Below are 23,236 nucleotides of genomic sequence, written 5' to 3' on the forward strand. Positions count from 1 at the left end.
GCCGCCCTTCCGTGTGGTCCGGCCGGCGCGGGGGCCCCGCCGACGGCGGCGGTTGGGGGGGGGGCCCGGCCGGCCGGACGTCCGGCCGGCCGCTCCGGCCGCCGGCCGTGGCGCGGCGCATCGCGCTCACCACGGGGAACTCCTCGACGCGCCGGGACCTCTCCCAGGACTGCGGGAGGAGCGGCCCGGCCGCGGGCGCGGCGGTCCGCGCGGGACGGTGCTCGGCGGGGTCCCACTCCAAGGGCAGTACGGCGTAGGCGGATTCCCGGTCGGGATCGAGCCCGAGGACGGCATTGACGGCGGACTCGTCGAAGCGCAGCACGGCGCGGCCGGGACGGCCTGCGGCCCGCCGCGTCAGCTGCCAGGACCCCAGCAGGGCGCCGATGTCGTGGGTGGCGAGGTGGTAGGCGAAGCTGCCGTACTTGAAGGCGGTCTTCCAGGGGCGCAGCGCGCAGACCAGGTAGCCGCCGGGGTGCGTCGGCGGTCCCGGCGTCGGCGTCAGTGTCGGCGGGCAGAGCGGCGTGGATGGCGGCGCTCACGTCGCCGGTGGTGAGGCGCTCCAGGGTGTGGCGGCCGCTCGCGTAGTGCAACAGCCCCGGCGGGACCGGCAGTCCGGGGGCGGCCGCCCAGTACAGCTCCCACGGGTAGTTCGCCCCGCCCGAGGGGGTCCCCCGGCGCCAGGTGCCGCCGGGCAGCCGGCCGCGCTGGGGCGCGTCGCCGTTCCAGTCGATCTGCCAGGAACGGGACAGGAGTCCGGTGGTCGCCTGGAGCGCCGAGGCGAGGCTCTGGAGGGTGAGGCCCGGGGCGCTGCCGTGCCCGGCCTGCCCGTCGTGCCCGGCCTGCCCGGCGCCGGCCGTCGGGTGCGCCAGGGCGTCCGCGAGGCTGCCGCCGAGGTCCGCTGCCGACGCGGGCGCGAGGTGGATCTCGGGGGCGCCGGGGTGGACGGTGTGGGTGGAGGGCCGGTCGGACCAGTCGGGCACGGGGTCCCCGTCGTCCATGCTCCGCCGGAAGCGCTCACGGACCGCTTCGATGTAGTGCAGGACCGTGGCGGACTCCGCGCCGTCCTCGCCGCTCGTCATGGTCCCTCTCCCTCTCCGTCTCTCGCGGTCCCTTTCGGGTCGGCCCGGACCCGGTCCCGTGGGTGGGGCGCGTCCACGAGCAGTACGCGGCCCATGAGGACGACGGGTTCTCCGGCCGGTGTGCGGGGCAGGCCCGCGGGCGCGAGCCTCACGAGCAGCACGTCCCGGTCGGGCGGGACGAGGCCGAGGAGGTCCTGGAGGCCGCCCGGGCCGGGCTGCGTGTCCAGGTCCGCGGGGCCGGTGCGGGCCTGTGGTACCTCCGGGTCCGGGAGCTCGCCGAGCGCCGTCGGGCGACCCGGGGGCGCCGGCCAGTCCGGCGGGCAGACGACGTGGTGGGATCCGCCCGGACCCTGGTCCGCCGCGTCGGGATGCGCGGTGAGGCCGGACAGTTCGCGCAGTGCGGTGGCGGTCGCCGCGCGGCCGGTCGGCCCCGCGGCGGCGACCTGGAGGGGCCGTGCGTGGTCCGGGGCCTCGTGGCGTGCGAGGACCACCTGGAGGCCGTGCGCGGTCATGGGCGGGAGCGACGCCAGGGTGAGGGCGCCCGTGCCCAGCAGGGCCCGCGCCAGGGGCGTGTGCGATGTGTCGATGTCCGAAGCCTCCACCGGTCCCGGGACGCAGCGGCCGTCGAGCCACTCCCGCAGCCGCTCGTCGAGGAGCGTCGAGGCGAGTGCGGTCTCGACGACCTCCCGTACGGTGGCGCCGACACCCACGCCCACCCCGGTGCCTGCTCCGGCACCCGAGCCGCCGCCCTCCGTGAGCGCCCGCTCGAGCGGAACCCACACCAGCGCGTCGTCCCGCAGCCGCAGGGCCTCGGTCCATGCCGTGGCGACGGCCGGTGGTCCCGGCGCGGCCGCGGCCGGCTCCGCCCCGGCGGCCCGCAGCTGCGCCCGCGTGGCGTGCCGTACGCGCAGGGGTGCGGGGGCGCGGTACGCGGCCTGGCGCAGGGCGTGCTCCACCGCGCGGACGCGGGCCTCCTGCGGGGTGGCCACGCCGAAGCCGTAGCGCCGAGGTCCCACGAGCGCGCCGGTGCGGATCCGGCCGGCGTGTACGGGTGTCTGCGGCAGGGTGTCGTCGTCGAACGCGCGCAGGATGCCGGTGGCCGGAGCGAGCACGGACCGGTAGCGCGTCAGGCGTTCACCGGGGGATCCGGGGAGGTCGAGCCCGCCCTCCCGGAACTCCTTGAGGCGGCTCTCCTCCGGGCGTCCGCAGGCCGGGCAGTCCGATCGCCGCGGCAGGGTCTCGCGCCACGTCTCCAGGGTGTCGGTGCGCTGCACGACGATTGCCCCGGCGAGGTCCGGTTCGACGACGCCGGCCAGGTGTTTGAACAGGTCCATGGCGAGTTCGGAGGCCACGGCCTCCGCGAGCAGGGGACTCAGCGCGGTCCGGGCACCGGCGCTCCGGTACCGCAGGTGGTCCGCCGTCGTCTCCCCGTCGCGCAGGACGTGGGCCGCGAGCGACTCCTCGGCGTGGTCGGCCAGTTGGAGCCGCAGGCACTGCGGGCAGGCGGTGGCGGACCGCGGGCCGGGTGCGGCGGCCAGGGGGCCCTTGATGACGAGGTCTCCGTGGGCGCGCGCGGTGAGGAAGGCGGCGCCGGTGCGCCGGGCGACTCCGGCCAGGGGTCCCAGCAGGGCGCCGGGCACCCCGTCGGGGGCGGCGATGACCGCGGTGGGCCGCCAGGCCGTGAGGGTGTCCTGCCAGCCGTCGGTCCAGGTGGCCGCCAGCCGTTCCACGCGCGTGAACTCCCGTGTGGGAGAGGGAGTTCGGCTGCCCTCGTCCGCGTCCGCGCCGGGCGCGGGAGCGGGAGCGGGGGCGGGAGCACCGTCCAGGAACGCGAGGTGTCCGACGCCGTTGCGCGCGAGGGTCCGTACGGCGCTCCACGCGCTCGCGGTCCCGCCCAGGACCGCGACCCGGGCGTCGCGTACCCGGCGCAGGGCCGCCCGGGGCGCACGGGTGTGGTGGGCGAGGTAGGCGAGCTGTTCGGCGAAACGCTCCTGTTCGGCGGCGCCGAGCAGGCCGTCCGGTTCGTCGTCGAGGGTGCGGACGACATCCCTGTCGGCGAGGCTCCGTACCAGCGTCGACACGACGCGGGCACGCTCCGCGGGGAGGTCCCGGCACAGTTCCCGGAGCGTCGCCCCACCCGCGAGGACCCGGGCCAGGCGGCTCAGCAGGGCATAGGCCCACGGGCCCTTGATGAAGAAGTCGCCCGCACCGCTCCGCAGGAACACACCGTCCTCGGCTTCCAGGAAGACGGAGTCCTGCCTCAGCATCACGCGTGTGTCCGGCCCCGGTCCTTCCCGGCTGCTCCTCGGCTCCACGTAGCCCTCCCCCGCACCCGGACAACCGTCACGCGCAGGAGCGTAACGCGCTCGGGGCGCGGGCGGCGGGCGGCGGGCGCGACGCCTTCGCCCCACTCGTCGCCCGCTTCGCCGCCGGTGACCCCGGCGTCCGGACGGGCGGTCGGTAAAGTGGCCCGGCCAGCGCACCCGTGGGAGACGGGCGCGACGCCGGGGGCGGTTCAGGGGGTCCGCCCCCGGTCTGAGGAGGAGGCCTGACGATGGGACGGCTCTGGGACAGGTACAGGGGCACGGTGCGCCGGGACGGCGCCGCGGCGGCGCTCCCCGCCGCGGAACTCCGCGCCGCGCTGCTCGCGCTGAACGCCACGGGTGTGCCCTTCGGTGTGCGCGACGCGGCGGGCGAGAACGGCGGCGTGCGAGCCGACCTGGTGGCGCACTGGAGGGTGCTGGAGCCCGCCACGGGCTCGGGGGCGGGCCGTCGCCAGGTGGAGCGGACCTTCAGGATCTGGATGCGCCTGCACCCGGAGGAGCGCGAGGTACGGGCCGTGGACGAGCAGTGGGCGGTGACCCGGGCCGGGGGGCCGCCCGGGCTCACCGTGCGGCGCGAGCACGGTCGCGGGCCGATCCGCCACGTCCAGAGGGAGTGGACGTACGAGCGGGGGCCCGACGGGCGCCGACGCAGAGTGGAGACCTTCCACCTGGACACACGCGACCTGAAGGACCCGTTGCGCAATACCGTCGTGGACGCCGGGTGGACGTGGCGGGGAACGCGGACATGACGTCCGTGGTGCTGGCGCTCTACGAGGGAGCCATGCTGTTCGAGGCCGTCGGGGCCTTCGAGGTGTTCGGCGTCGACCGCGAACTGGTGGACCCCTGGTACGACTTCAAGGTCTGCGGCCCGCAGCACGGCCTGCTCGGCGGCTGGCTGCGCATCGACACGCCCCACGGGCTCGATGCCCTGGAGGAGGCGGACACCGTCATCGTCCCCTCCTGCGACGACGTCGAGGCCGATCCGCCGGCCGACCTGGTGGACGCCGTCCGCGCGGCCCACGGACGCGGCGCCCGGATCATGTCGCTGTGCACCGGGGCGTTCGTGCTGGCCGCCGCGGGCGTGCTGGACGGGCGCCGCGCCACCACGCACTGGGCGCACGCGGCCGCGCTCGCGGCCCGCTACCCCGAGATCCGGGTCGATCCGGACGTCCTCTACGTCGACGAGGGCTCCGTACTGACCTCGGCCGGAAAGGCGGCCGGCATGGACCTGTGCCTGCACGTCGTCACCGTCGACCACGGTGCGGCGGTCGCCAACGCGCTGGCCCGCACCCTCGTGGTCCCTCCCCACCGTGCGGGCGGCCAGGCCCAGTTCGCGGCGGTTCCCGCGACGGCCGGGGCCGGCCACGCGTTCGCCGATCTGCTGCACTGGGTGAACGAACGGCTGCACGAGCCGCTGACCGTGTCCGACCTGGCGCGCCGGGCGAACATGAGCACCCGCCACCTGACCCGGCGCTTCACGTCCGCCACCGGGGTCACCCCACTTCGATGGCTGCACGCCCAGCGCATCAACCGGGCGCGCGAACTCCTCGAGACCACCGACCACGGCATCGAGCACATCGCCACCCGCACGGGCATGGGGAGCGCCGCGACCCTGCGCCGGCACTTCCACCGCGCCCTCGGAGTGCCCCCGGACGCCTACCGGCGCACGTTCCGCGGCGCCCGGGGCACGCCTGCGGTCACCTGACGCCCCGCGCACGACCGCGCCCGTACCGGGGCCGCGCGCGTCATCGCGCGTCCACCCGGTCCTGCCGGTCGTCCCGCGGCGGTCGCGTGCCCTCGGCGGCGGCCTCGGGCCGGCGTCCCGCGAACACGAGGACCAGTCCGAGGGTCACCACCAGCGAGGCCAGCCCGCCGCCCCACAACACGACCCGCACGCCCCAGTGTTCGGCCAGCCAGCCGCAGAGCAGAATGCCGACGGGGGTCGATCCCTGGAAGATGAGGGAGTACAGCGCCATCACCCGGCCGCGGTAGAGCGGGTCGCTCCCCAGCTGGATCCGGTGGTTGGCGGCCTGGGCGAAGTAGCCGGCGGCGAATCCGGTGGCGGCCAGCAGGAGCAGGGTCATGAGGTAGCCGGTCACCAGACCGGCGGCGGTCTCCACCGCGGCGAAGCCGATGGCCGATCCGAGGACCAGGCGCTGAGAGGGCCGGCCGCTGCGCACGGAGGTCGCGAAGGCGGAGGCCAGCGAACCGACCGCGAGCGCGGTGGTCAGCATCCCGAACGAGGCCGAGCCGGTGTGGAACACCGTCTTGGCCAGCAGCGGCAGCACGAGCTGGAAGTTGAAGGCCAGCATGCCGATGCACGCGACCAGGACGAGCGGGAGGACGAGGTCCGGGCGGCCGGCGAGATAGCGGAGACCGTCGGACACCTTGGCGTCCTGGGGCCGGGTATCGGCGCGCAGCAGTTCCTCGGGGCGCATGCGCAGCAGCGCGGCGACCGTGGCCAGGTAGCTGACCGCGTTGAGCAGCACCACGGACACCACGCCGAACTGGCTGATCGCCACGCCCGCGATCGCCGGCCCGATGATGCGGGCCAGGTTGAAGTACGCGGCGCTCATGGCGGAGGCGTTCGGCAGGAGCTCGGGGCCGACCATCTCACTCACGAACGACATGCGGGTCGGGGTCTCGACGGCGGTGACGGCGCCGAGGGCGAAGGCGAAGACGTAGACGTGCCACAGCCGCTCGGCGCCGGAGAGCAGCAGGATGCCCAGCAGCAGGGCCAGTACGCCGGCCGCGACATTGGTCAGGACGAGGAGGCGCCGTTTGTCGAGGCGGTCGGCGAGCCGCCCCGCGTAGAGGGTGAGCAGCAGGACCGGGGTGAACTGCAGCGCGGTGACGACGCCGAGCGTCTGCGCCGAGTCCCCGGACATCGACAGGACCAGCCAGTCCTGGGCGATGAACATCATCCAGCCGCAGGTGACGGAGAGCACCTGCCCGACAGTGAAATAGCGGAAATTACGGACGGACAGGGACCGCAAGGAATGTCTCACCATGAGACCTTCTCGCCTACCGCGGTCGAGCCCGGCTCAATCGGGCGACGGCACGCGGCGCGGACCGGAGCGGACCGGAGCGGACCGCCCGGCGGGCTTCGCGTCCAGGGCGCCGAGGGGGCCTCTCCCCGTGCCGGGGCCGGGGCTCAGCAGGCGCACGAGATGCCCGAGCGCGGCGCGGTCAGGTCGTCGATCGGGCGCTGGTCCGTACCCTGCGCGGTCTCGAAGGCGAAGCCCTCGCGCACCCAGTACTCGAAGCCGCCGATCATCTCCTTGGCCGGGTGGCCCAGCCGGGCGAAGGCGAGCGCCGCGCGCGTCGCACCGTTGCAGCCGGGGCCCCAGCAGTACGTCACCACCGTCACCGAGGGGTCGATCAGTTGCGGCGCGAGCTCGGCGATCCGCGCCGTCGGGATGTGCACCGCGCCCGGGATGTGCCCCTGGGCCCACGCCGCGTCGCTCCGGGAGTCCACGACGACCACGCCCGGGACACCCGCCAGCAGGTCCGCCCGGACGTCCGAGACGTCCGCCTCGAAGGCCAGGCGCGCCGCGTAGTGGGCGGCCGCGTCCGCCGGGGCGGCGGCGGGCACCGACAGGACGGTGGACGGGGCGGGGGTGCGAAGCGTGCTGGACATCGAGGTGACTCCTTGGGTGAGCGGGACGGGGCCGACCGCCGGCCGGGGCGGTGTCCCCCGCGGCGATGACTCGATCCTCTGCGACCGCGGCCCTCGCGCACGAGTGGCGTGAACGCCCCGACTCGTCAAGATCCCGCCAGCCCTCCTGAGGCGCCGCGGTCGATCAGGGCCAGGTCCGCGGCCAGGGAGTCCAGCCAGGCCGTCGCCGTGAAGAACACCGGCGACGCCGCGGCGAACACGGGCACGGGCGGTGGGGAGCCGGGGTCCGCGGCCACGGCGGGACCGTCGGGGGCGGCGGCGTGGGCGTGGCGGTCCATGGGGTCGACGCGGCCCGCCGCCCGGCGCAGGCCGGCCGCCACCCAGGCCCCGTACCGCCTGACCACGGCTTCCTCGCGCGGGCCGGGCGCCGTGCCGCGGGGGCGCCGGGCGCCCCAGAGCACGTGGTGACCGGTCATCACGGCGGCCTGCCAGTCCTGTACCGGCCCGGGGCCGCGCTGGCGCTCGGCCTGGTATTGGGCGTACGCGCTCTCGGCCATGATCAGCGCGTGCTGCACGCGCAGGTCGGGTTCCGCCGGGCGGTCCCGGCCGAACGAGGCCGTGGCCTGCTGGACGTCGTCGGCGCAGGCGCGCAGCAGCCCGGCCGCGGCGCGCCCCAGCTCGTCGTGGGCGCCGCGCGGCCAGGCCAGCAGACCGCACACCATTCCGATCACGCTGCCGACCAGTACGTCCAGGAACCGGACCTCGGCCAGCTGCCACGTGACGGGCGCCAGCTGGGCGAAGGCCATGGCGATGACCAGGGTGAACATCGCCTGTGCCCAGCCCGTTCCGCGCACCGGCCCGACGCAGAAGGCGAACAGCATCAGGGGTGGCAGCACGACTTCGTAGAGGACGCTCGCCTCGCCCGCCAGCACGAGGACGCCGCCCGCGGCGAGCGCGCCCAGGAAGGTGCCGATCAGGGCCAACCGGACGGTGGCCCGGGTCAGTACGGCGGTGGTGCGGGTGAGGCTGAGTACCGCGAGCATCGCCCAGAAGCCGTGCGGCAGTGACACCACCCCGGCGACGGTCCTCGCCACGGCAAGGGCCAGGGCGATGCGGACGGCGTTCTGGAAGTACACGGACCGGGGCCCCGCGTGTCCGGCGAACCGGTGGCACCAGAGCCGGACCGGGCTCATCCGGGCGTACCAGAACCGGTCGGCCCGGACCGGCTCCGGCCCCGGCGCGCGCACCGGCTCCGTCTCCGGCTCCAGCCCCTCCAGCCCCCGTGCCGGTTCCGCGTCCGCGGCGGCCGCGCGGCCCCGTACGGCGATCTCCGCGGCGCTCCGCAGGACCAGCGCGGCATCCGCCACCTCCACGAGCGCGGCGTTGCGCACCCCCGACGCGTGGTCCGTCACGGGGGTCCGGGCGAGGGCGGTCCGCAGGCCCCGCAGGGTGGCCGAGCCGGTCTCCGGCCGGCGTCCCCGCCCGAGCAGGGCGGCGGTCCCGGTCGCCGATTCCCGTACGGCCCGTACGAGGTCCGGTCCGGCCGGTCCCGCCGGCCGGCCGGGAGCCGGCGGCGGCAGGGCCTGGAGGCGGCTCAGCAGGGTGCGGGCGGCCAGCCCGGTGTGCGCCAGCGCGCGTTCGCGCACGCCGGGGCCGGCGGGCCGTTCCGCCTCCGGGACCCGCGAGGGCCGCAGCCCCATGGCGATCTCCGAGGCGCGGGCGCTCTCCGCGTCGGGCAGGGTGTACGGCGGCACCTCCCGGCGGGCGGCGCACCGGGCGGCCTCCTCGGCGGCCTCGGCGGCCCGGTCCCGGTAGCGGGGGACGGGCGGGTCGGGCAGGACGAACCTCTCGGCGAGGACGAGCAGCAGGATCCCGGCGACGGTGCCGGCCAGCCGTTCGCCGAGGGTGCCCGGAGCGTACGGCGGGAAGCTGGGCAGGATGTACAGCAGTTGGAGTCCCGGCGCGGCGCCCGCCTGGCGGGGTCCGGCCACCGCGCCGAAGGCCAGGCAGAAGCCGATGACGAGCATGCCGGCCACGGCGCTCCAGGTCCGTACGGCGAGACAGGTGCCCAGGACCACCAGGGCGCAGGCGGCGGGGAGCAGGCGGACGAGGAACGCGGACCGCTGGCGTCCGCTGCCCGGTATCTGCGACAGCACGGCCAGCGCGACGGCCGCGAAGAGCGCGTAGGTGGCGCTGACCGGCCGGTCCATGCCGTACAGGAACCCGTAGAAGCCGGTGCACGCGGCCAGGGTGGCCCGGACGGCCCGCCGCGCGACCGCGGGCAGCGGGCCGGTGCCCGTCCGGAGTTCCACGAGGGGACGCACCCCTTCAGCGTCCCACCACCCGCCCCGGCGGCCACTCGGGGGGAGCGGACGCCGCGCACCGGCGATCGGCCGCCGGCGGTCGGCCGCCGTGCGCGGACCTCGGCGGTGTCGGGGTCAGTTCGCCCGCGGGAGGGGCTTGAGCAGGGCGAAGACCGCGCCGCTCGGGTCCGCGAGCCATCCGATCCGGCCGACGTCGGGCACGTCCGCGCCGGGCATCAGAACCGTTCCGCCGCTGTTGCGCGCGGTGTCCACCACGGCGTCGACGTCCGCGACCGCGAAGTACGGCACCCAGCGCGTGTCGGTCTCCCCCTCCGTCAGGGGGGCCACCCCGCCGAAGGACCCGTCCTCCTGCTTCCCCTCGCCGATGCTGAGCACCTGGTACGTCATTCCGGGCATGTCCATGTCCCGCGAGCGCAGCCCGAAGAGCCCGCCGTAGAAGTCGACGGCGGCCGCCGGGTCCGGCACGTGGAGCTCCACCCAGCACAGGGTGTTGTCGACGGACGTCAGCCCGAGACCCGGGGTCCTGCCCGGCTTCCAGACGGCGAAGTCGGCGCCCTGCGGGTCGGTGTACTGCGCGAGCCAGCCCTCCCCCATGACGTCCATCGGCTCGACCCGGACATCGCCGCCGCCGTCGCGCACGCCCTTCGTGGTCGCGTCCATGTCCTCGGACTGGAAGTACACGGTCCACGCGGAGGCAGCCCCCGGGTCCAGCTCCCCGACGGCCGCGACGGTCTTCCCGTCCACCTGGAAGAACCCGTACCCGCCCGTCTCGGGCCCGAGGAGGTGGAACTCCCAGCCGAACACGGCCCGGTAGAAGGCCGCGGCGCGCGGGATGTCGGGGCTGCCGAGGTCGATCCAGTTGGGCGAGCCGGTGCGGTAGTCGGTGCCGAGCATGCGTTCCTCCTGTGGTGGACTGCGGATGAGGGGTACCCACGGGGGGCTCCCTCCACCTTTACGAAGAGCCGGTACACGGACGAGGATCCCCGCCGCGCCGCATCCACCCGTCCCGCCGCAACGGGGTTCACCCGTCCGGTCCTGACGCGGCCTCCGTCCGGCAGGACCGGGTCGTCCTCCCGTCGCGCCGACGGCCCCCGCCCGCGCGGTGCGCGCCGCGTCACGGGCCGTCACCGAGCCTTCCGACAGCGGCCCTTCGGCAGTCCGAGGGGACGCGCCCAATGACTAGTAGGAAACTTTCCTGTTTGCTAGCATCCCGGTTCGGCGGCCCGGCGCGGTGCCCGATCCCCCGGGGCATGACGCGCTCAGCGAGAGCTCTGACCCGGCCGCCGTGACCGGGCCCGACCCTGCCCTCGCCGGCCGGGGCGGGCCGGGTCACGTACCCGTGCCAGCTCTCGTCACCCCCAAGCCAGGGAGTACAGGAATGCGCCTGAACACCCAAGCTCCACCCCCTCTGCACGCGTCGAACCGGACGGTGGGCGTGGTCCTCGCCTCCGTACTGCTGCTCGTCGGCGGTCTGCTCCTCGCCTATCCCGAGCGGGCCGGCGCCGCCGCCGACCCGGTCATCTCACGCGGCAAGACCGCCACCGCCTCCTCGAGCGAGACCTCCTCGCTCGGCCCGCAGAACGCCTTCGACGGCAACGCGGCGACCCGCTGGGCCAGCGTCGAGGGCAAGGACCCGCAGTGGATCCGCGTCGATCTCGGCGCCGACGCCACCGTGTCCCGCGTGAAGCTCAGTTGGGAGGCCGCGTACGCCAAGGTGTACCGGGTCGAGATCTCCGCCGACGGCTCCACGTGGACGCGCCTCGCCAACGAGACCGCCGGGAACGGCGGCACCGACGACTGGACCGCCCTGTCCGGCAAGGGCCGTTACCTACGCGTGTACGGCACCGCCCGGGGCACCGCGTACGGCTACTCGCTGCACGAGGTCGAGGTCTACGGCACCCCCGGCGGCGGGACTCCCCCGCAGACCGGCGCCTTCACCGTGGTGGCCGCCGGCGACATCGCCGCCCAGTGCACCGCCTCCGACAGCGGCTGCGCCCATCCCAAGACGGCCGCCCTGGCCCAGAAGATCAACCCGAAGTTCTACCTGACCATGGGTGACAACCAGTACGACGACGCCCGGATCGCCGACTACCGCGCCTACTACGACAAGACCTGGGGGGCCTTCAAGGACAAGACCCACCCGATTCCCGGCAACCACGAGACGTACGACCCGGCCGGGTCCCTGGCGGGCTACAAGTCGTACTTCGGGGCGATCGCCTACCCCCAGGGCAAGAGCTACTACAGCTTCGACGAAGGCAACTGGCACTTCATCGCCCTCGACTCCAACTCCTTCGACCAGAAGGCCCAGATCGACTGGCTGAAGGCCGACCTCGCCGCCAACGGCAAGCAGTGCATCGCCGCCTACTGGCACCACCCGCTGTATTCCTCGGGCGGCCACGGCAACGACCCGGTCAGCAAGCCGGTCTGGAACATCCTCTACGGAGCCAAGGCCGATCTGGTGCTGAACGGGCACGACCACCACTACGAGCGGTTCGCCCCGCAGGACCCCAACGGCAAGGCCACCGCCGACGGGATCACCGAGATCGTCGGCGGCATGGGCGGCGCCGAGCCCTACGAGATCGAGAACGTCCAGCCCAACAGCCAGAAGCGCATCAGCGGCCCCTACGGCGTGCTGAAGATGGACTTCACCGACTCGGGCTACAGCTGGACCTACGTCGACACCGACGGCAAGACCCAGGACACCAGCCCGAAGTACACCTGCCACTGATGTACTTGGCGACCACAGGCCGCCGGGACGCGTCGGTTCCGCCCCTTTCCGAAGGGGCGGGCCGGCGCGTCCCCGGCACCGTCCTGGCACTCGGCACGGTCAGCCTCGTCACCGACGTCTCCTCCGAGATGGTCACCGCGGTGCTGCCGCTCTACCTCGTCCTCGGACTCGGTCTCTCCCCCCTCCAATTCGGCTTCCTGGACGGCCTGCTGAACGGCGCGGCCTCGATCGTGCGCCTGCTCGGCGGCCACTTCGCCGACCGCGGCGACCGGCACAAGCGGATCGCGGGCATCGGCTACGCCCTCTCCGCCGGCTCCCGGCTCGGCCTGCTCCTCGCCGGGGGCGCCACCGGAGGCATCGCGGCCGCCCTGGCGGCCGACCGGATCGGCAAGGGCATCCGTACGGCGCCGCGCGACGCGCTGATCACCCTGAGCAGCCACCCCGACGACCTCGGCCGCTCCTTCGGCGTCCACCGGGCCATGGACACCACCGGCGCCCTGCTCGGCCCGCTGGCCGCCTTCGCCCTGCTCCGGGCGACCGCGGAGGCGTACGACGCGGTGTTCTTCGTCAGCTTCTGCACCGGCCTCCTCGGCGTCCTGCTCCTCGTGCTCTACGTACCCGGGCGGCAGCACGCCGAGCTGCCGGCGCCGCCCGGACCGCCGGCCGTACGGGCCGTACCGGCCCCGGCCGCACCGGGCCCGTCCCGCCGTAAGGGCACGACCTTCCAGGCCCTGCGCGATCCCGTCTTCCGGCGGATCCTCGGGGCCGCCGCCCTGCTCGGCGCCGCCACCATCGGCGACGCCTTCGTCTACCTCCTGCTCCAGCGGCGCCTGGCACTCGACGCCGGCTGGTTCCCGCTGCTGCCCCTCGGCGCGGCCGCGACCTACCTCCTGCTCGCCGTCCCCGCGGGGCGGATCGCGGACCGCGTCGGCCGCAGGCTGCCGTTCCTCTGCGGACACCTCGCACTCCTCGGGGCCTACGTGGCCCTGCTCCTCCCGTCCGGCGGCGCGGCCGCCCCGCTCCTCCTCGTACCGGTCCTCGTGCTGCTGGGCGTCTTCTACGCGACCACCGACGGCGTACTGATGGCCCTGGCCGGACCCGTACTCCCCACCGAGGGACGGGCTCGCGGACTCGCCGTGCTCCAGACCGGCCAGGCGGTGGCCAGGCTGGTCGCCGCGGCGGGCTTCGGCGCCGCGTGGACGGCATGGGGAGCGGGCACCGCGCTCGGGACGGCGGCAGCCGTCCTGCTCGCCGCGCTGGCGGGCAGCTGGGCGCTGCTCGCCCGCGTCCCCGCCCACCCCCTCCCCGCTCCCGCCGGGACACCCGGCGCCCCCGCTCCCGCTCCCGCTCCCGAGAGGCGGACCCGATGACTGCCGAAACCCTCAGCCCACGTCCCGGCGCGAGCCCCGGCCACGGCCCCGGGCCCGGGGGCCGGCCACCGCTCGGCCTGCGGGCCCGAATCGCCGTCGTGGCCGCCGCCGTCGTGCTCCTCGCCGGCGGATCCATCGGGTACGCGGTGCACGCGGGCCACCGGTCGGAGCGCCGGCAGGGATCCGCCGACAGCTCCTTCGCCCTCGCCGGTCCCGCCCTCTACTTCCGGGACCAGGCCACGGGCCGCGTCGCGCACCGCCCGCCTCCCGCGGCCGGCGGCGACGCCCAGGCTGCCGGCGCGGCCACCACCGGAGGCCCCGTCTGCGACCGCTTCCACGCCGGCGGGGACACCGCCCTGTGTCTGCGCGCCGAGCCGGGGGTCCTGCCGAAGACGTACGCGATCGTCCTCGACCGGCGGCTGGCCGAGGTGCGGCGGATCACCGTGCCCGGCGTCCCGACACGGGCCCGGGTATCGGCCTCCGGCCGGATGCTGGCCTGGACGGTCTTCGCCACCGGCGACTCGTACTCCACCACGGCCTTCTCCACCCGGACCGCCATCCTCGACCTGGACACCGGCTACCTCGTCAAATCCCTGGAGGAGATCCCGCTCACGATCGACGGCGCCCGGTACCACGCCCCCGACGTGAACTACTGGGGCGTGAGCTTCGCGCGCGACGACAACCGCTTCTACGCGACCGTCTCCAGCAAGGGGCACACGTACCTCGTCGAGGGCAACGTGAAGGACTGGTCGGCGAAGGCGCTGCGGCAGAACGTCGAATGCCCCTCGCTGTCGCCCGACAACACCCGGCTCGCCTTCAAGAAGAAGGTCTCCGACGACCCGGCCGCACCCTGGCGGCTGTACGTCCTCGACCTCGCGACCATGCGGGAGACGCCGCTCGCCGAGACGCGCAGCGTCGACGACCAGGCCTCGTGGACGGACGACAGTACGGTCGCCTACGCGCTGCCGGGCGCGGACGGGCGCGCGAGCGACGTCTGGACCGTCCCCGCGGACGGCACCGGCGCCCCCGGCCTGGCCGTCCCGGGCGGCTCGTCCCCGGTGGTGGTGCGCTGAGCCGACTCCCGCGCGCCCGACGCCGCCGGCGCGCCCCCGCGCACGCCGCCTACGAGGGGTTCGCGGCGGGCCGGTAGCGCTCGAGGTGGGCGCGGACCTGGTCCAGGTAGGGCTGGATGCTCCGGAGGCCGGCGTCCTGCCGTTGCACGATCCAGGTGGCGGTGCGGTAGGCGGCGGCGACGTTGAGGGCCGGATCTCCGGGAACCCCTTCGAGTTCGGGGGCGATGGCGCACAGCATCCTGCCCATCGCCGGGATCGAGTCCTCGGGGGTGAACGGCGGGACGGGGACCGTGCTCTGACGCTCGGGCGGCAGGTAGTAGCGCAGCACGCGAGGGGTCCAGCGGGCGATGCCGTACTCGTCCTTCCCGGGATCGCTGAGGGCCGCGTCGAAGCCGCTCTCCGCCGCGAGCATGGCCGCGATCAAGGCGGGGGTTACCTGGGGGACGTGGCACAGGGTGCCGGCCTGGACGATCAGGGCGCGGTACTCCCGCGGGATGTCGCTGTCGGTGCGCAACCATCCCGCGTCGTCGGGGAGCCGCGCGCTCGTCACGGACATCGCCGCGTCGCGCGGCCGGTCCGTACGGGCGTCGGACTCCAGCGCGGCGGAGTCTCCCGGCACCAGCGTCGCGAACGCGGCGACGCTGACGGCGCAGACGGCGGCCATGACGGCGCCGAGGCCGGTGGCCCACCGCCGGCGGGCCGGCCCGCGCGCACGCGAGGCCGGCGACGGGCGGGGCGGCGGGGGCGGCGACACCGAGGGGGCAACTTCCGCCGGCGGGAGTGCGGGTGACGACGGTGAGGGTGACGGCGCCCCCGTCATGAGGATGTGGGTGTGGACGCGGCGCTGCTCCCAGGCGTCCGGGTCTCCGTCGCAGGCGCCGACGAAGGCGGCCAGCACCGCGGCTCCGGGGAGGCGATGTCCCGCGGTCGCCGCGGCGAGGGTCGAGGCCGAATAGTGCGTACGGGTGGCGAGTTCGCGGTAGGGCGGACTGCCGGCCCGGCGTCGCAGGTCCCTCAGGTCACAGGCGAACCGGGCCAAGGGCCCGTGTCCGGGGTCGAGCGGCCGTTCCTGCCGTCCCATGCTCCCGTTCCTCTCTGTCCGTGCGTTGTCCGGCCGACCCGGGCCGTCGCTCCGGTTGTCCGGGGAAGGCTCGTTGTCCGGTGATTGTCCGAGGACTGTTCGACGAGGTGGCGGACGCGAGAGCCCCGGCAGCAACATCAACACGAGCATCCAGCCCGGGTATCGGGCGGGACAACGCCGCTTTCGGCCCCGTACCCGCTTGTGGGGCACTTCACAGGGCCCGCGTCCGTGCCCGCGTGCGCGGGCGCGACCACCGGATCGCACCTCACCACCTCACCACCTCACCACCTCTGGAGGACCGATCGATGTCCACCCCTTCACATCCCGACCGCCCCGCCGTCAGCCGCAGGACCGTGCTGATGGCGGGCGCGGGCGCCGCCGCCCTGGCCGCGGGCGCGGTCGGGGCGGGGCCCGCCGCCGCCGCGCCCCGTACCGGTGCGGGGGCCGCCGCCCAGCAGGGAACGCCGCTGTGCGAGGTACCCGGTGACTCGGCCAACGCACAGGGCCTGGGGTCCGGGGACCTCGCCATCCCCTACTACCGGGAGCACGACAACTCCTGGGGGTACGTCTTCGGCGACTCCTGGGCGGGGCCGGGACTGAGCGGGAACTACCTCGGCTCCCCGGTCATGCTGAACCAGGCCGGCTTCGACGCCTCCGGCGCGACGCCGATCTCGTTCACCTGGGCACAGCCCACCGGCGGCGCCGCCGATCAGCTGTTCGACTACCGGCACGAGCAGGACAACGGGCACGGCTGGGAGGTCAGCCGCATTCCGAACGACTGCATCGAGTTCGGCGGCCGCACCTACATCCAGTACACGTCCGTCGCCGTCTGGGGCCCGCCCGCCGGCTACGACGGCTCCCTGATGTCCGGCGTGGCCTACTCCGACGACCACGGCGTGACCTGGCACGACTACCCCTACCACTGGCCCGGTGACACCCAGGGGGTGAACCAGTCCATGTACGGGATGTGGTCGTTCGCCGGGATCGACCCCGACGGCTGGCTGTACATCTTCTCGAAGCGCTGGAACGGCACGCACCGCAACACGGCCGACGGCGGCGCCATCCAGCTGTTCCGCATCCAGCCCCACGAGTTCCGCGCGGGCAACTTCGGAGCCCAGCAGAACTGGGCCTTCCTGGACAACCGCTGGCAGTGGACCACCTCGGCCGCGCCCTCGCCCCTCCTGACGGGCAACAACATCGGCGAGTTCTCGGTGAAGCGCATCGGCGGCACGTACTGCATGAGCTACTTCGACGTGACCGACTACTCGATCTGCACGCGCACAGCGCCCCGGCCCGACGCCGCGTGGACCGCGCCCAAGCCGCAGATCGCCGGCAACAACACCTGGCCGCCGAACCATTGGGGCAAGCCGCAACTCCCCTTCCTGTACGGCGGATACATCCACCCGGGAAGCGCGAGCGCGCACTCCCTCACCCTGATCGTGTCCCAGTGGAACGGCCAGGTCGGCCAGTCGCCCTACCGGGTCCTCCAGTACGACGGCATCAACCCGTAGCCGCCACCGGGGAGGGCCGGGCGGCACACCAGCGCTCATCCGGCCGCTCGCCCCGTCGCCCGCCGACCCGCCGCACACCCCCACGAGTGACCCCTACGCAGAGGAGAACACGCATGAACGGCCTTGCCGCGCCCCGGGCCCCACGGACGCGATTACGGATCACGGTGCTGCTCGCCGCCGTGGCCGTGGCCACCACCCTGACCGGCCCCGCGGCCCGGGCCGTCCAGGGCCCGCAGGACATTCCCGGCCCCCTGAACCACGCCGCGCCGGCCGCGGCGTACTGCGCCATCCCCGCGGACCGGGACATCGCGGTGACCCGCAAGGTCTACGAGGTGGGCCAGCGGATGAACGTGTCCGACAAGGTCATGCTCGCCGGGTTCGAGACGGGCTGGGTCGAGTCCCGGATGAACAACCTGGACTGCGGGGACCGCGACTCGCTCGGGGTCTTCCAGCAGCGGCCCTCGCAGGGGTGGGGCTCGCCCGAGCAGATCCTCGACGTCGACTACGCGGCCGGCAAGTTCTTCGAGGTGGCCCTCCAGATGGAACCCGGCATGGAGGGAAGCAGCCCCGGGGCGCTCGCCCAGGCCGTCCAGCGCTCCGCCTACCCCGAGCGGTACGACCAGGTGGAGGGCACCGCCCGGTCGATGCGGGACGAGGCGTTCTGGCCGTACGGCACGATCGGCGCGAAGTACGACGCCCTGGGCGGCCCGGGCGGCCCGCTCGGCGGACCGCTCCGCGCCGAGGAGGCGTCCTCCCTGGGCGGGCGGTTCCAGTTGTTCCGCAACGGGATCGTCCTGTGGCACCCGGACGCGGCGTACGCGGTCTACGGGGACATCCTGCAGAAGTTCTGGGCCACGGACGCGGAGCGCGCCTGGGGCTTCCCGGTCATGGACGAGGCCGACGCGGCACAGGCGCCCGACGGGACCCGCGGACGCTACCAGTTCTTCGAACGCGGCCTGTTCCTGTGGTCCCCGCAGACCGGGACGCACATCGTCCACGGAGCGATCTACGACGCCTTCCACGCGGCCGGACACGAGAGCGCGCTCGGCTACCCCACCACCGACGAGTTCGACGAAGCCGGAGGCAAGGCACAGAAGTTCCAGAAGTCGACGATCCACTGGAACCCCGCACGGGGCACCTGGATCACCAGCAACTGACGGGGGAGAGATTCATGGGAACGCTGATCCTGCGGCGTGCGGCCGGGGCGGTGGCGCTGGTCGTGGCCGCCCTCGCGCTCACCTTCTCCTCGGCTCCGGCCGCGAGCGCCTCGGAGCCGGGCGGGCCGATCGGACGGGGCGAGGCGATGGACCGCGCGTGGTCGTGGGTCGCCGAACAGGTGCCGTACAGCTGGGACGGCTGTTACGAGAACCGGTTCGGCTGCTACCGCCCGGACTGCTCGGGGTTCGTCTCGATGGCCTGGCACCTCGGCTCCTCCCTGACGACGTGGGACCTGTGGAACGTCACCTTCGACATCCCGGCGGGCGACCTGCAACCGGGTGACGCCCTCCTGCGCGACTCGGGCGGCACGGACCACGTGGCGCTGTTCGTGCGCTGGGCGGACGAGTCGCACACCCGGCCGGTGGTGCGCGAGGAGTACGACTTCGGGCACGTGGCCGAGGAGCGGGTCTGGGGTGACGGGCTGCGGGGTTTCGCTCCGCGCCGCTACAACGGCCTGGACGACCTGATGCCCTACGGCGCGATCGCGGAGAAGTACGACGCCCTGGGCGGGCCGGGCGGGCCGCTCGGCGAGCCGGTCACGGGTGAGCGCGACTCCTCGCTCGGCGGGCGGTTCCAGCAGTTTCGCAACGGGATCGTCCTGTGGCACCCGGACGCGGCGTACGCGGTCTACGGGGACATCCTGCAGAAGTTCTGGGCCACGGACGCGGAGCGCGCCTGGGGCTTCCCGACCATGGACGAGGCCGCCGGCTCGGCGGCTCCCGACGGGACCCGCGGACGCTACCAGTTCTTCGAACGCGGCCTGTTCCTGTGGTCCCCGCAGACCGGGACGCACATCGTCCACGGAGCGATCTACGACGCCTTCCACGCGGCCGGACACGAGAGCGCGCTCGGCTACCCCACCACCGACGAGTTCGACGAAGCCGGCGGCAAGGCACAGAAGTTCCAGAAGTCGACGATCCACTGGAACCCCGCACGGGGCACCTGGATCACCAGCAACTGAGGTTCACGGCCGCGCCGCGACCCTGACGAACGCCTTCCGGTAGGCCGTCGGGGTCGTGCGCATCTGCCGCGTGAAGTGGTGGCGGTACGTCGCGGTCGCGTCGAAGCCGACCGCGGCGGCCACCTCGTCCACCGTGCCCTCACCCGACTCCAGCAGCGGCAGGCTCGCGCAGACCCGCTGGGAGATGACCCATCGGATCGGGCTCACTCCGTTGCGCCGGGTGAAATGGCGCAGGTAGGAACGCTCCGACATCCGGGCCTCGCGGGCCAGGGCCGCGACGGAGAGCGGGGCGTGCAGGCGCCGCATGGCCCAGGCCATGCTCTGGGTGATGCCGTCGTCCACGGCGCCGGGGCCGATGTCGCCGACGGCGGCCTCGATGAACTGGGCCTGCCCGCCCTCGCGGTGCGGCGGTACGACGAAGCGGCGGGCCACCGTATTGGCGACGGCGGCGCCGTGGTCCGCGCGGATCAGATAGAGGCAGAGGTCGATGCCCGCGGCGCTGCCCGCGCTGGTGAGGACGTCGCCGTTGTCGACGTACAGCACGTCCGGGTCGACCTCGATCGCCGGACGCCGTTCGGCGAGGGTGCGGGCGTAGCGCCAGTGGGTGGTGGCCCGCCGGCCGTCGAGGAGGCCGGTCGCGGCGAGCGCGAAGGCGCCCGAGCAGATCGAGACCAGGCGCGCGCCCCGGGCGTGGGCTTCGAGCAGGGCGTCGACGAGCGGCTTCGCGATCGGGCCGCCCGCGGCGGAGACGCCGGGGATGATCACGGTGTCCGCGGCCGCGAGCACGTCGAGGCCGTGTTCGGCGCGCAGGGTGAATCCGCCGACCACCCTCAGGTCCCGGCCGGGCTCCGCCGAACAGACGCGGAGCTCGTACCAGGGGATGTCGCCCAGCTCGGGACGGGCGAGTCCGAAGACCTCGACCACCACGCCCAGCTCGAAGGGGGCCATGCCGTCGAAGGCGAGGACCGCCACGACGTGGGCCGGGACGGGCTTGTTGATCTCGACGGCCACGCCGGCCGTCGCGTGCGGGGCGGGCGGGGCGGGCACGGAGGTCATGTCGACACTGTAGCCAGCCGCCTCGCGTGCCCGCCCCGCCCGTCCGTCCGCCCGTCCGCCCCTCCGCGGGCTAGCCCAGCGCGCCGAAGGCCTGGGTGAAGGCGAGCGGCTGCTGGAGGATGGAGCTGCAGCTCGCGTCGGCGTGGCCGACGGCTCCGGCCGGGCACTGCTTGTCGCGGGTGGCGGACCACATGGCCAGCCGGCCGATCCCCTTCGCCCGCGCGAACTCCACGAGTTCGGTCGCGTCGGCGACGGTGAACACCTCGGTCGCGACGTCGTTGACGCCGATCATCGGAGTGACGGCGACGGCCTTCCAGGCGGCCGCCTCGGAGATGCCGAGGACGCCCTTGAGCTGCGCCTGGGTGGCCGTCGCGGCCTGGATCGCGTACTGGCCCATGTCGCCGCCGTAGGCGGGCCCGTAGTCCATGGCCATGACGTTGACCCCGTCGATGCGCACCCCGGCCCGCTTCGCGTCGGCCAGCAGGGCCACGCCGGGCTGGGTGAGGCCCTCCGGCATCACGGGCAGGGTGAAGGCCACGTCCAGGCCGGGGTGGGACTTCTGCAGCAGGGCTATGGCCTGCGCGCGGCGGGTGTTCGCCGCGGTGTCGGGCAGGGCCGCGCCCTCGATGTCGAAGTCGACCTTCGTCAGCCGGTACTGGTCGATGACCTTGCCGTACGCGGCCGCCAGCTCGTTCGCGGATCCGCAGTTCAGTGCGAGCTCGTGCCCGGCGGCGCCGCCGAAGGAGACCCGTACGTCCCCGCCTTTGGCCCGCAGGGCTCCGATCTGCGCGGCGACCTTGTCGCTCGCCAGGTCGGTGACGCCTCCCCACAGCGGGGCGCAGCTTCCGCCGGAGGTGATGAAGGCGAGGTGGAACTCCTTCACGCCGGTCCGGGCGGCGGTGTCGACCAGGTCGTAGGACGGGTAGAGGGAGGTGTCCACGTACGGGGCGAAGCGCGCTCCCGCGCCCGGGGCTCCGCCGGTCGGCGGGGGCGTGGGGGTGATGGGCGGCGCCGGGGTCCGGGTGGGAGCCGGCCCGGAGGGCGTGGAGGTGGCGGGGGTGCTCGTGGTCGGGGCGGCGGTGGGGGTGGCTGTCGGGGTTGTGGTGGGGCGGCCTCCCGGCAGGGGCGTCGTGCCCTGGTCCACGGAGCACTTCGCCCCGTTGATCCGGCAGGAGGTCGGGTTGCCGGGGCTGCCGGTCCCGCTCGTCACGAAGCCGATCGTGGCGGAGGCTCCGGCCGCCAGTTCCTTGTTCCAGTCCGCGGGCTTCACGGTGACGTGCCGCCCGTCGACGGTGTGGGTGCCGTTCCACAGGGAATCGATCTTCGTGCCGTCGGGCAGGTCGAACTCCAGGGTCCACCCCTGCTGCGCCTGTCCCTTGTTGTTGGTGATCACGTACTGGCCGGTGTAACCGCCGCTCCAGGAGCTGGACTTGGTGTACACCGCGCCCACGGCGGCGGCCTGGGCGGTACCGGTGAACGCGATGACGGCGCCGCCGATCACCACCGCCACCGCGAGGGCTCCCGCGGCCTTCGCCTTCTTGTTCGCCGTGCGCCGGTGACCGCTCGTACTGCCCATCGCGTGCCTGCCTCTGTTACGGGGGGGGTGTGGGGGGTGTGGCAGCACGCTAGCCGCCCCCGAACGGACATTTGATCGATGAGGGGCGTCGGGGCTGAGCCTTAGGTTCCGCTTAAGGAAGCGATCGGGAGCCGTTAAGGCGGACCGCTCGCCCGGGCCGCCAAGTCCGCTGCGTGAACAGTCGGTTGATCTCCCCGGCGCGGCGGCCCGACGGCACATATGCTCCCTTCCGTACGCACGTGCTGACGTATGCCGCTACCGCCGTACGCAGTGCGCCGTACGTCCGAACGCCGCGCGAGCCGTAAGGGGACCGCCCCGTGAGTGTCCGAATTCAACCCTCCTCCCAGGTCGACGAGACGGCCGAACTCGGTGACGGGACCACGATCTGGGATCTCGCGCAGGTGCGCGAGAAGGCCCGGCTCGGCCGGGACTGCATCGTCGGGCGCGGCGCGTACGTCGGCCCCGGCGTGCGGATCGGGAACAACGTGAAGCTGCAGAACTACGCGCTGGTGTACGAGCCCGCCGAACTCGGCGACGGGGTGTTCATCGGCCCGGCCGTCGTGCTCACCAACGACTTCTACCCGCGCGCGGTGGACCCGGACGGCCGGCAGAAGCGCGGCGGCGACTGGGAGGCCGCCGGGGTGGTGGTCGCCGAGGGTGCCTCGCTGGGGGCCCGTTCCGTGTGCGTGGCGGGGGTGCGCGTCGGACGGTGGGCGCTGGTGGCGGCGGGCGCGGTCGTCTCCCGCGACGTGCCTGATTTCGCCCTGGTCGCGGGGGTGCCGGCCCGCCGCATCGGCTGGGTCGGACGAGCCGGGGTGCGACTCGTGGAACGCGAGGGAGAGCCGGGGGTATGGGAGTGCCCTCGCACCGGCGCGCTGCACGAGGAGACGGACGGAACCCTGTCCGAGCGGGCCTGACGCGACGTCGGCAATTTGAGTCAGCGGCATTTCCCCAAAACCACAATCAACGAACATCCTTGGGCATACCTTGTCCCTGTACACGGGATCTGAACAGGCAACAGGCTCTGTTCAGTGGGGGGTTGTACACGACGAGGGCATCGCGGGCAAGGTGGGGCCGGGCGCGACCACGCGCCGGGCCGACGCCGTCGTCCGCAGGTGTCCGGACCAGGACGTCACTGGAGGGGGATCCAGGGTCGGCCTCGGAAAGCTCGTGCCATCGGGGGGATCAGACCGACAGCACGCGCGCCGTCATGCGCAGTCCCCTCCGCCGGACGACGACCCGCCGGGTCCGTCCCAGGAACAATGCAGAGGGGGTAGGTGTGTTGGAGCGTTGCGGCTCGAACATGCGGGGTGTGC

The 23,236-nt window shown here is 74.0% G+C and carries 17 protein-coding genes and 1 pseudogene; 9 read left to right on the top strand and 9 right to left on the bottom strand.

Features of this window, described 5'->3' with window-relative positions; all coding sequences use genetic code 11:
* Both ABZY44_RS28100 and ABZY44_RS28105 read right to left on the bottom strand, forming a co-directional pair.
* Positions 1–322: pseudogene (locus tag ABZY44_RS28100) on the bottom strand (hypothetical protein); the annotation flags it as partial.
* Between the two features lie 753 nt (positions 323–1,075).
* Complete coding sequence (locus ABZY44_RS28105; RefSeq protein WP_356658554.1) at positions 1,076–3,346, bottom strand: TOMM precursor leader peptide-binding protein; 2,271 nt, start codon at positions 3,344–3,346, stop codon at positions 1,076–1,078.
* Positions 3,347–3,633: 287 nt separating this feature from the next.
* On the opposite strand from ABZY44_RS28105, the gene ABZY44_RS28110 reads away from it, so the two are divergent.
* Positions 3,634–4,152, top strand: a complete 519-nt coding sequence (locus ABZY44_RS28110) for a hypothetical protein (RefSeq protein WP_356658556.1) — start codon at positions 3,634–3,636, stop codon at positions 4,150–4,152.
* Positions 4,149–5,108, top strand: a complete 960-nt coding sequence (locus tag ABZY44_RS28115) for a helix-turn-helix domain-containing protein (protein ID WP_356658558.1) — start codon at positions 4,149–4,151, stop codon at positions 5,106–5,108. Before ABZY44_RS28110 ends, ABZY44_RS28115 begins: the two co-directional genes overlap by 4 nt.
* A gap of 40 nt (positions 5,109–5,148) precedes the next feature.
* On the opposite strand, the gene ABZY44_RS28120 is transcribed toward ABZY44_RS28115, so the two are convergent.
* The 4 genes from ABZY44_RS28120 to ABZY44_RS28135 form a co-directional block, all read right to left on the bottom strand.
* A complete protein-coding gene (locus ABZY44_RS28120) occupies positions 5,149–6,414 on the bottom strand; it encodes an MFS transporter (protein WP_356658560.1) in 1,266 nt (421 codons plus the stop codon).
* Positions 6,415–6,557: 143 nt separating this feature from the next.
* Complete coding sequence (locus tag ABZY44_RS28125) at positions 6,558–7,043, bottom strand: rhodanese-like domain-containing protein (protein ID WP_356658562.1); 486 nt, start codon at positions 7,041–7,043, stop codon at positions 6,558–6,560.
* 125 nt (positions 7,044–7,168) lie between these two features.
* Positions 7,169–9,346, bottom strand: coding sequence for an FUSC family protein (locus ABZY44_RS28130; protein WP_356658564.1), 2,178 nt, complete (start codon positions 9,344–9,346; stop codon positions 7,169–7,171).
* A 114-nt stretch (positions 9,347–9,460) separates the two neighbouring features.
* Positions 9,461–10,240 (bottom strand): VOC family protein, encoded by a 780-nt coding sequence (locus ABZY44_RS28135; protein ID WP_356658566.1) that lies wholly within the window; start codon positions 10,238–10,240, stop codon positions 9,461–9,463.
* Positions 10,241–10,724: 484 nt separating this feature from the next.
* Here ABZY44_RS28135 and ABZY44_RS28140 point away from each other — a divergent pair, with 484 nt between their 5' ends.
* From ABZY44_RS28140 to ABZY44_RS28150, 3 genes are read left to right on the top strand one after another with little or no spacing between them, the layout of a single operon-like run.
* Positions 10,725–12,074, top strand: a complete 1,350-nt coding sequence (locus tag ABZY44_RS28140; RefSeq protein ID WP_356658568.1) for a discoidin domain-containing protein — start codon at positions 10,725–10,727, stop codon at positions 12,072–12,074.
* The gene (locus tag ABZY44_RS28145; RefSeq protein ID WP_356658570.1) at positions 12,074–13,444 is read left to right on the top strand and encodes an MFS transporter; all 1,371 of its coding nucleotides are present in this window, start codon (positions 12,074–12,076) and stop codon (positions 13,442–13,444) included. Before ABZY44_RS28140 ends, ABZY44_RS28145 begins: the two co-directional genes overlap by 1 nt.
* A complete protein-coding gene (locus tag ABZY44_RS28150; protein WP_356658572.1) occupies positions 13,441–14,517 on the top strand; it encodes a hypothetical protein in 1,077 nt (358 codons plus the stop codon). The genes ABZY44_RS28145 and ABZY44_RS28150 overlap by 4 nt, the downstream gene beginning before the upstream one ends.
* 49 nt (positions 14,518–14,566) lie before the next feature.
* Here ABZY44_RS28150 and ABZY44_RS28155 read toward each other — a convergent pair whose 3' ends face one another.
* Entirely contained in the window at positions 14,567–15,598 is a 1,032-nt protein-coding gene (locus ABZY44_RS28155) for a hypothetical protein (RefSeq protein ID WP_356658574.1), read from the bottom strand.
* Positions 15,599–15,903: 305 nt separating this feature from the next.
* Here ABZY44_RS28155 and ABZY44_RS28160 point away from each other — a divergent pair, with 305 nt between their 5' ends.
* The 3 genes from ABZY44_RS28160 (at position 15,904) to ABZY44_RS28170 (ending at position 19,288) form a co-directional block, all read left to right on the top strand.
* Positions 15,904–17,109 carry a DUF4185 domain-containing protein gene (locus ABZY44_RS28160; RefSeq protein WP_356658576.1) on the top strand — a complete coding sequence of 402 codons (1,206 nt, stop codon included), beginning with the start codon at positions 15,904–15,906 and terminating at the stop codon, positions 17,107–17,109.
* Between the two features lie 113 nt (positions 17,110–17,222).
* Positions 17,223–18,266, top strand: a complete 1,044-nt coding sequence (locus ABZY44_RS28165; protein WP_356658578.1) for a hypothetical protein — start codon at positions 17,223–17,225, stop codon at positions 18,264–18,266.
* Between the two features lie 14 nt (positions 18,267–18,280).
* Positions 18,281–19,288, top strand: coding sequence for a hypothetical protein (locus ABZY44_RS28170; RefSeq protein ID WP_356658580.1), 1,008 nt, complete (start codon positions 18,281–18,283; stop codon positions 19,286–19,288).
* A gap of 3 nt (positions 19,289–19,291) precedes the next feature.
* Here ABZY44_RS28170 and ABZY44_RS28175 read toward each other — a convergent pair whose 3' ends face one another.
* Positions 19,292–20,344, bottom strand: a complete 1,053-nt coding sequence (locus tag ABZY44_RS28175) for a helix-turn-helix domain-containing protein (protein ID WP_356658582.1) — start codon at positions 20,342–20,344, stop codon at positions 19,292–19,294.
* 70 nt (positions 20,345–20,414) lie between these two features.
* Complete coding sequence (locus tag ABZY44_RS28180; RefSeq protein ID WP_356658584.1) at positions 20,415–21,920, bottom strand: cellulose binding domain-containing protein; 1,506 nt, start codon at positions 21,918–21,920, stop codon at positions 20,415–20,417.
* 317 nt (positions 21,921–22,237) lie between these two features.
* Between ABZY44_RS28180 and ABZY44_RS28185 the strand changes: the two genes are divergently transcribed.
* Complete coding sequence (locus tag ABZY44_RS28185; protein WP_356658586.1) at positions 22,238–22,837, top strand: acyltransferase; 600 nt, start codon at positions 22,238–22,240, stop codon at positions 22,835–22,837.
* Positions 22,838–23,236 lie beyond the last annotated feature (399 nt).

The sequence above is a fragment of the Streptomyces sp. NPDC006544 genome (genome assembly GCF_040611715.1).
In the GTDB taxonomy this organism is placed as follows: Bacteria; Actinomycetota; Actinomycetes; order Streptomycetales; family Streptomycetaceae; genus Streptomyces.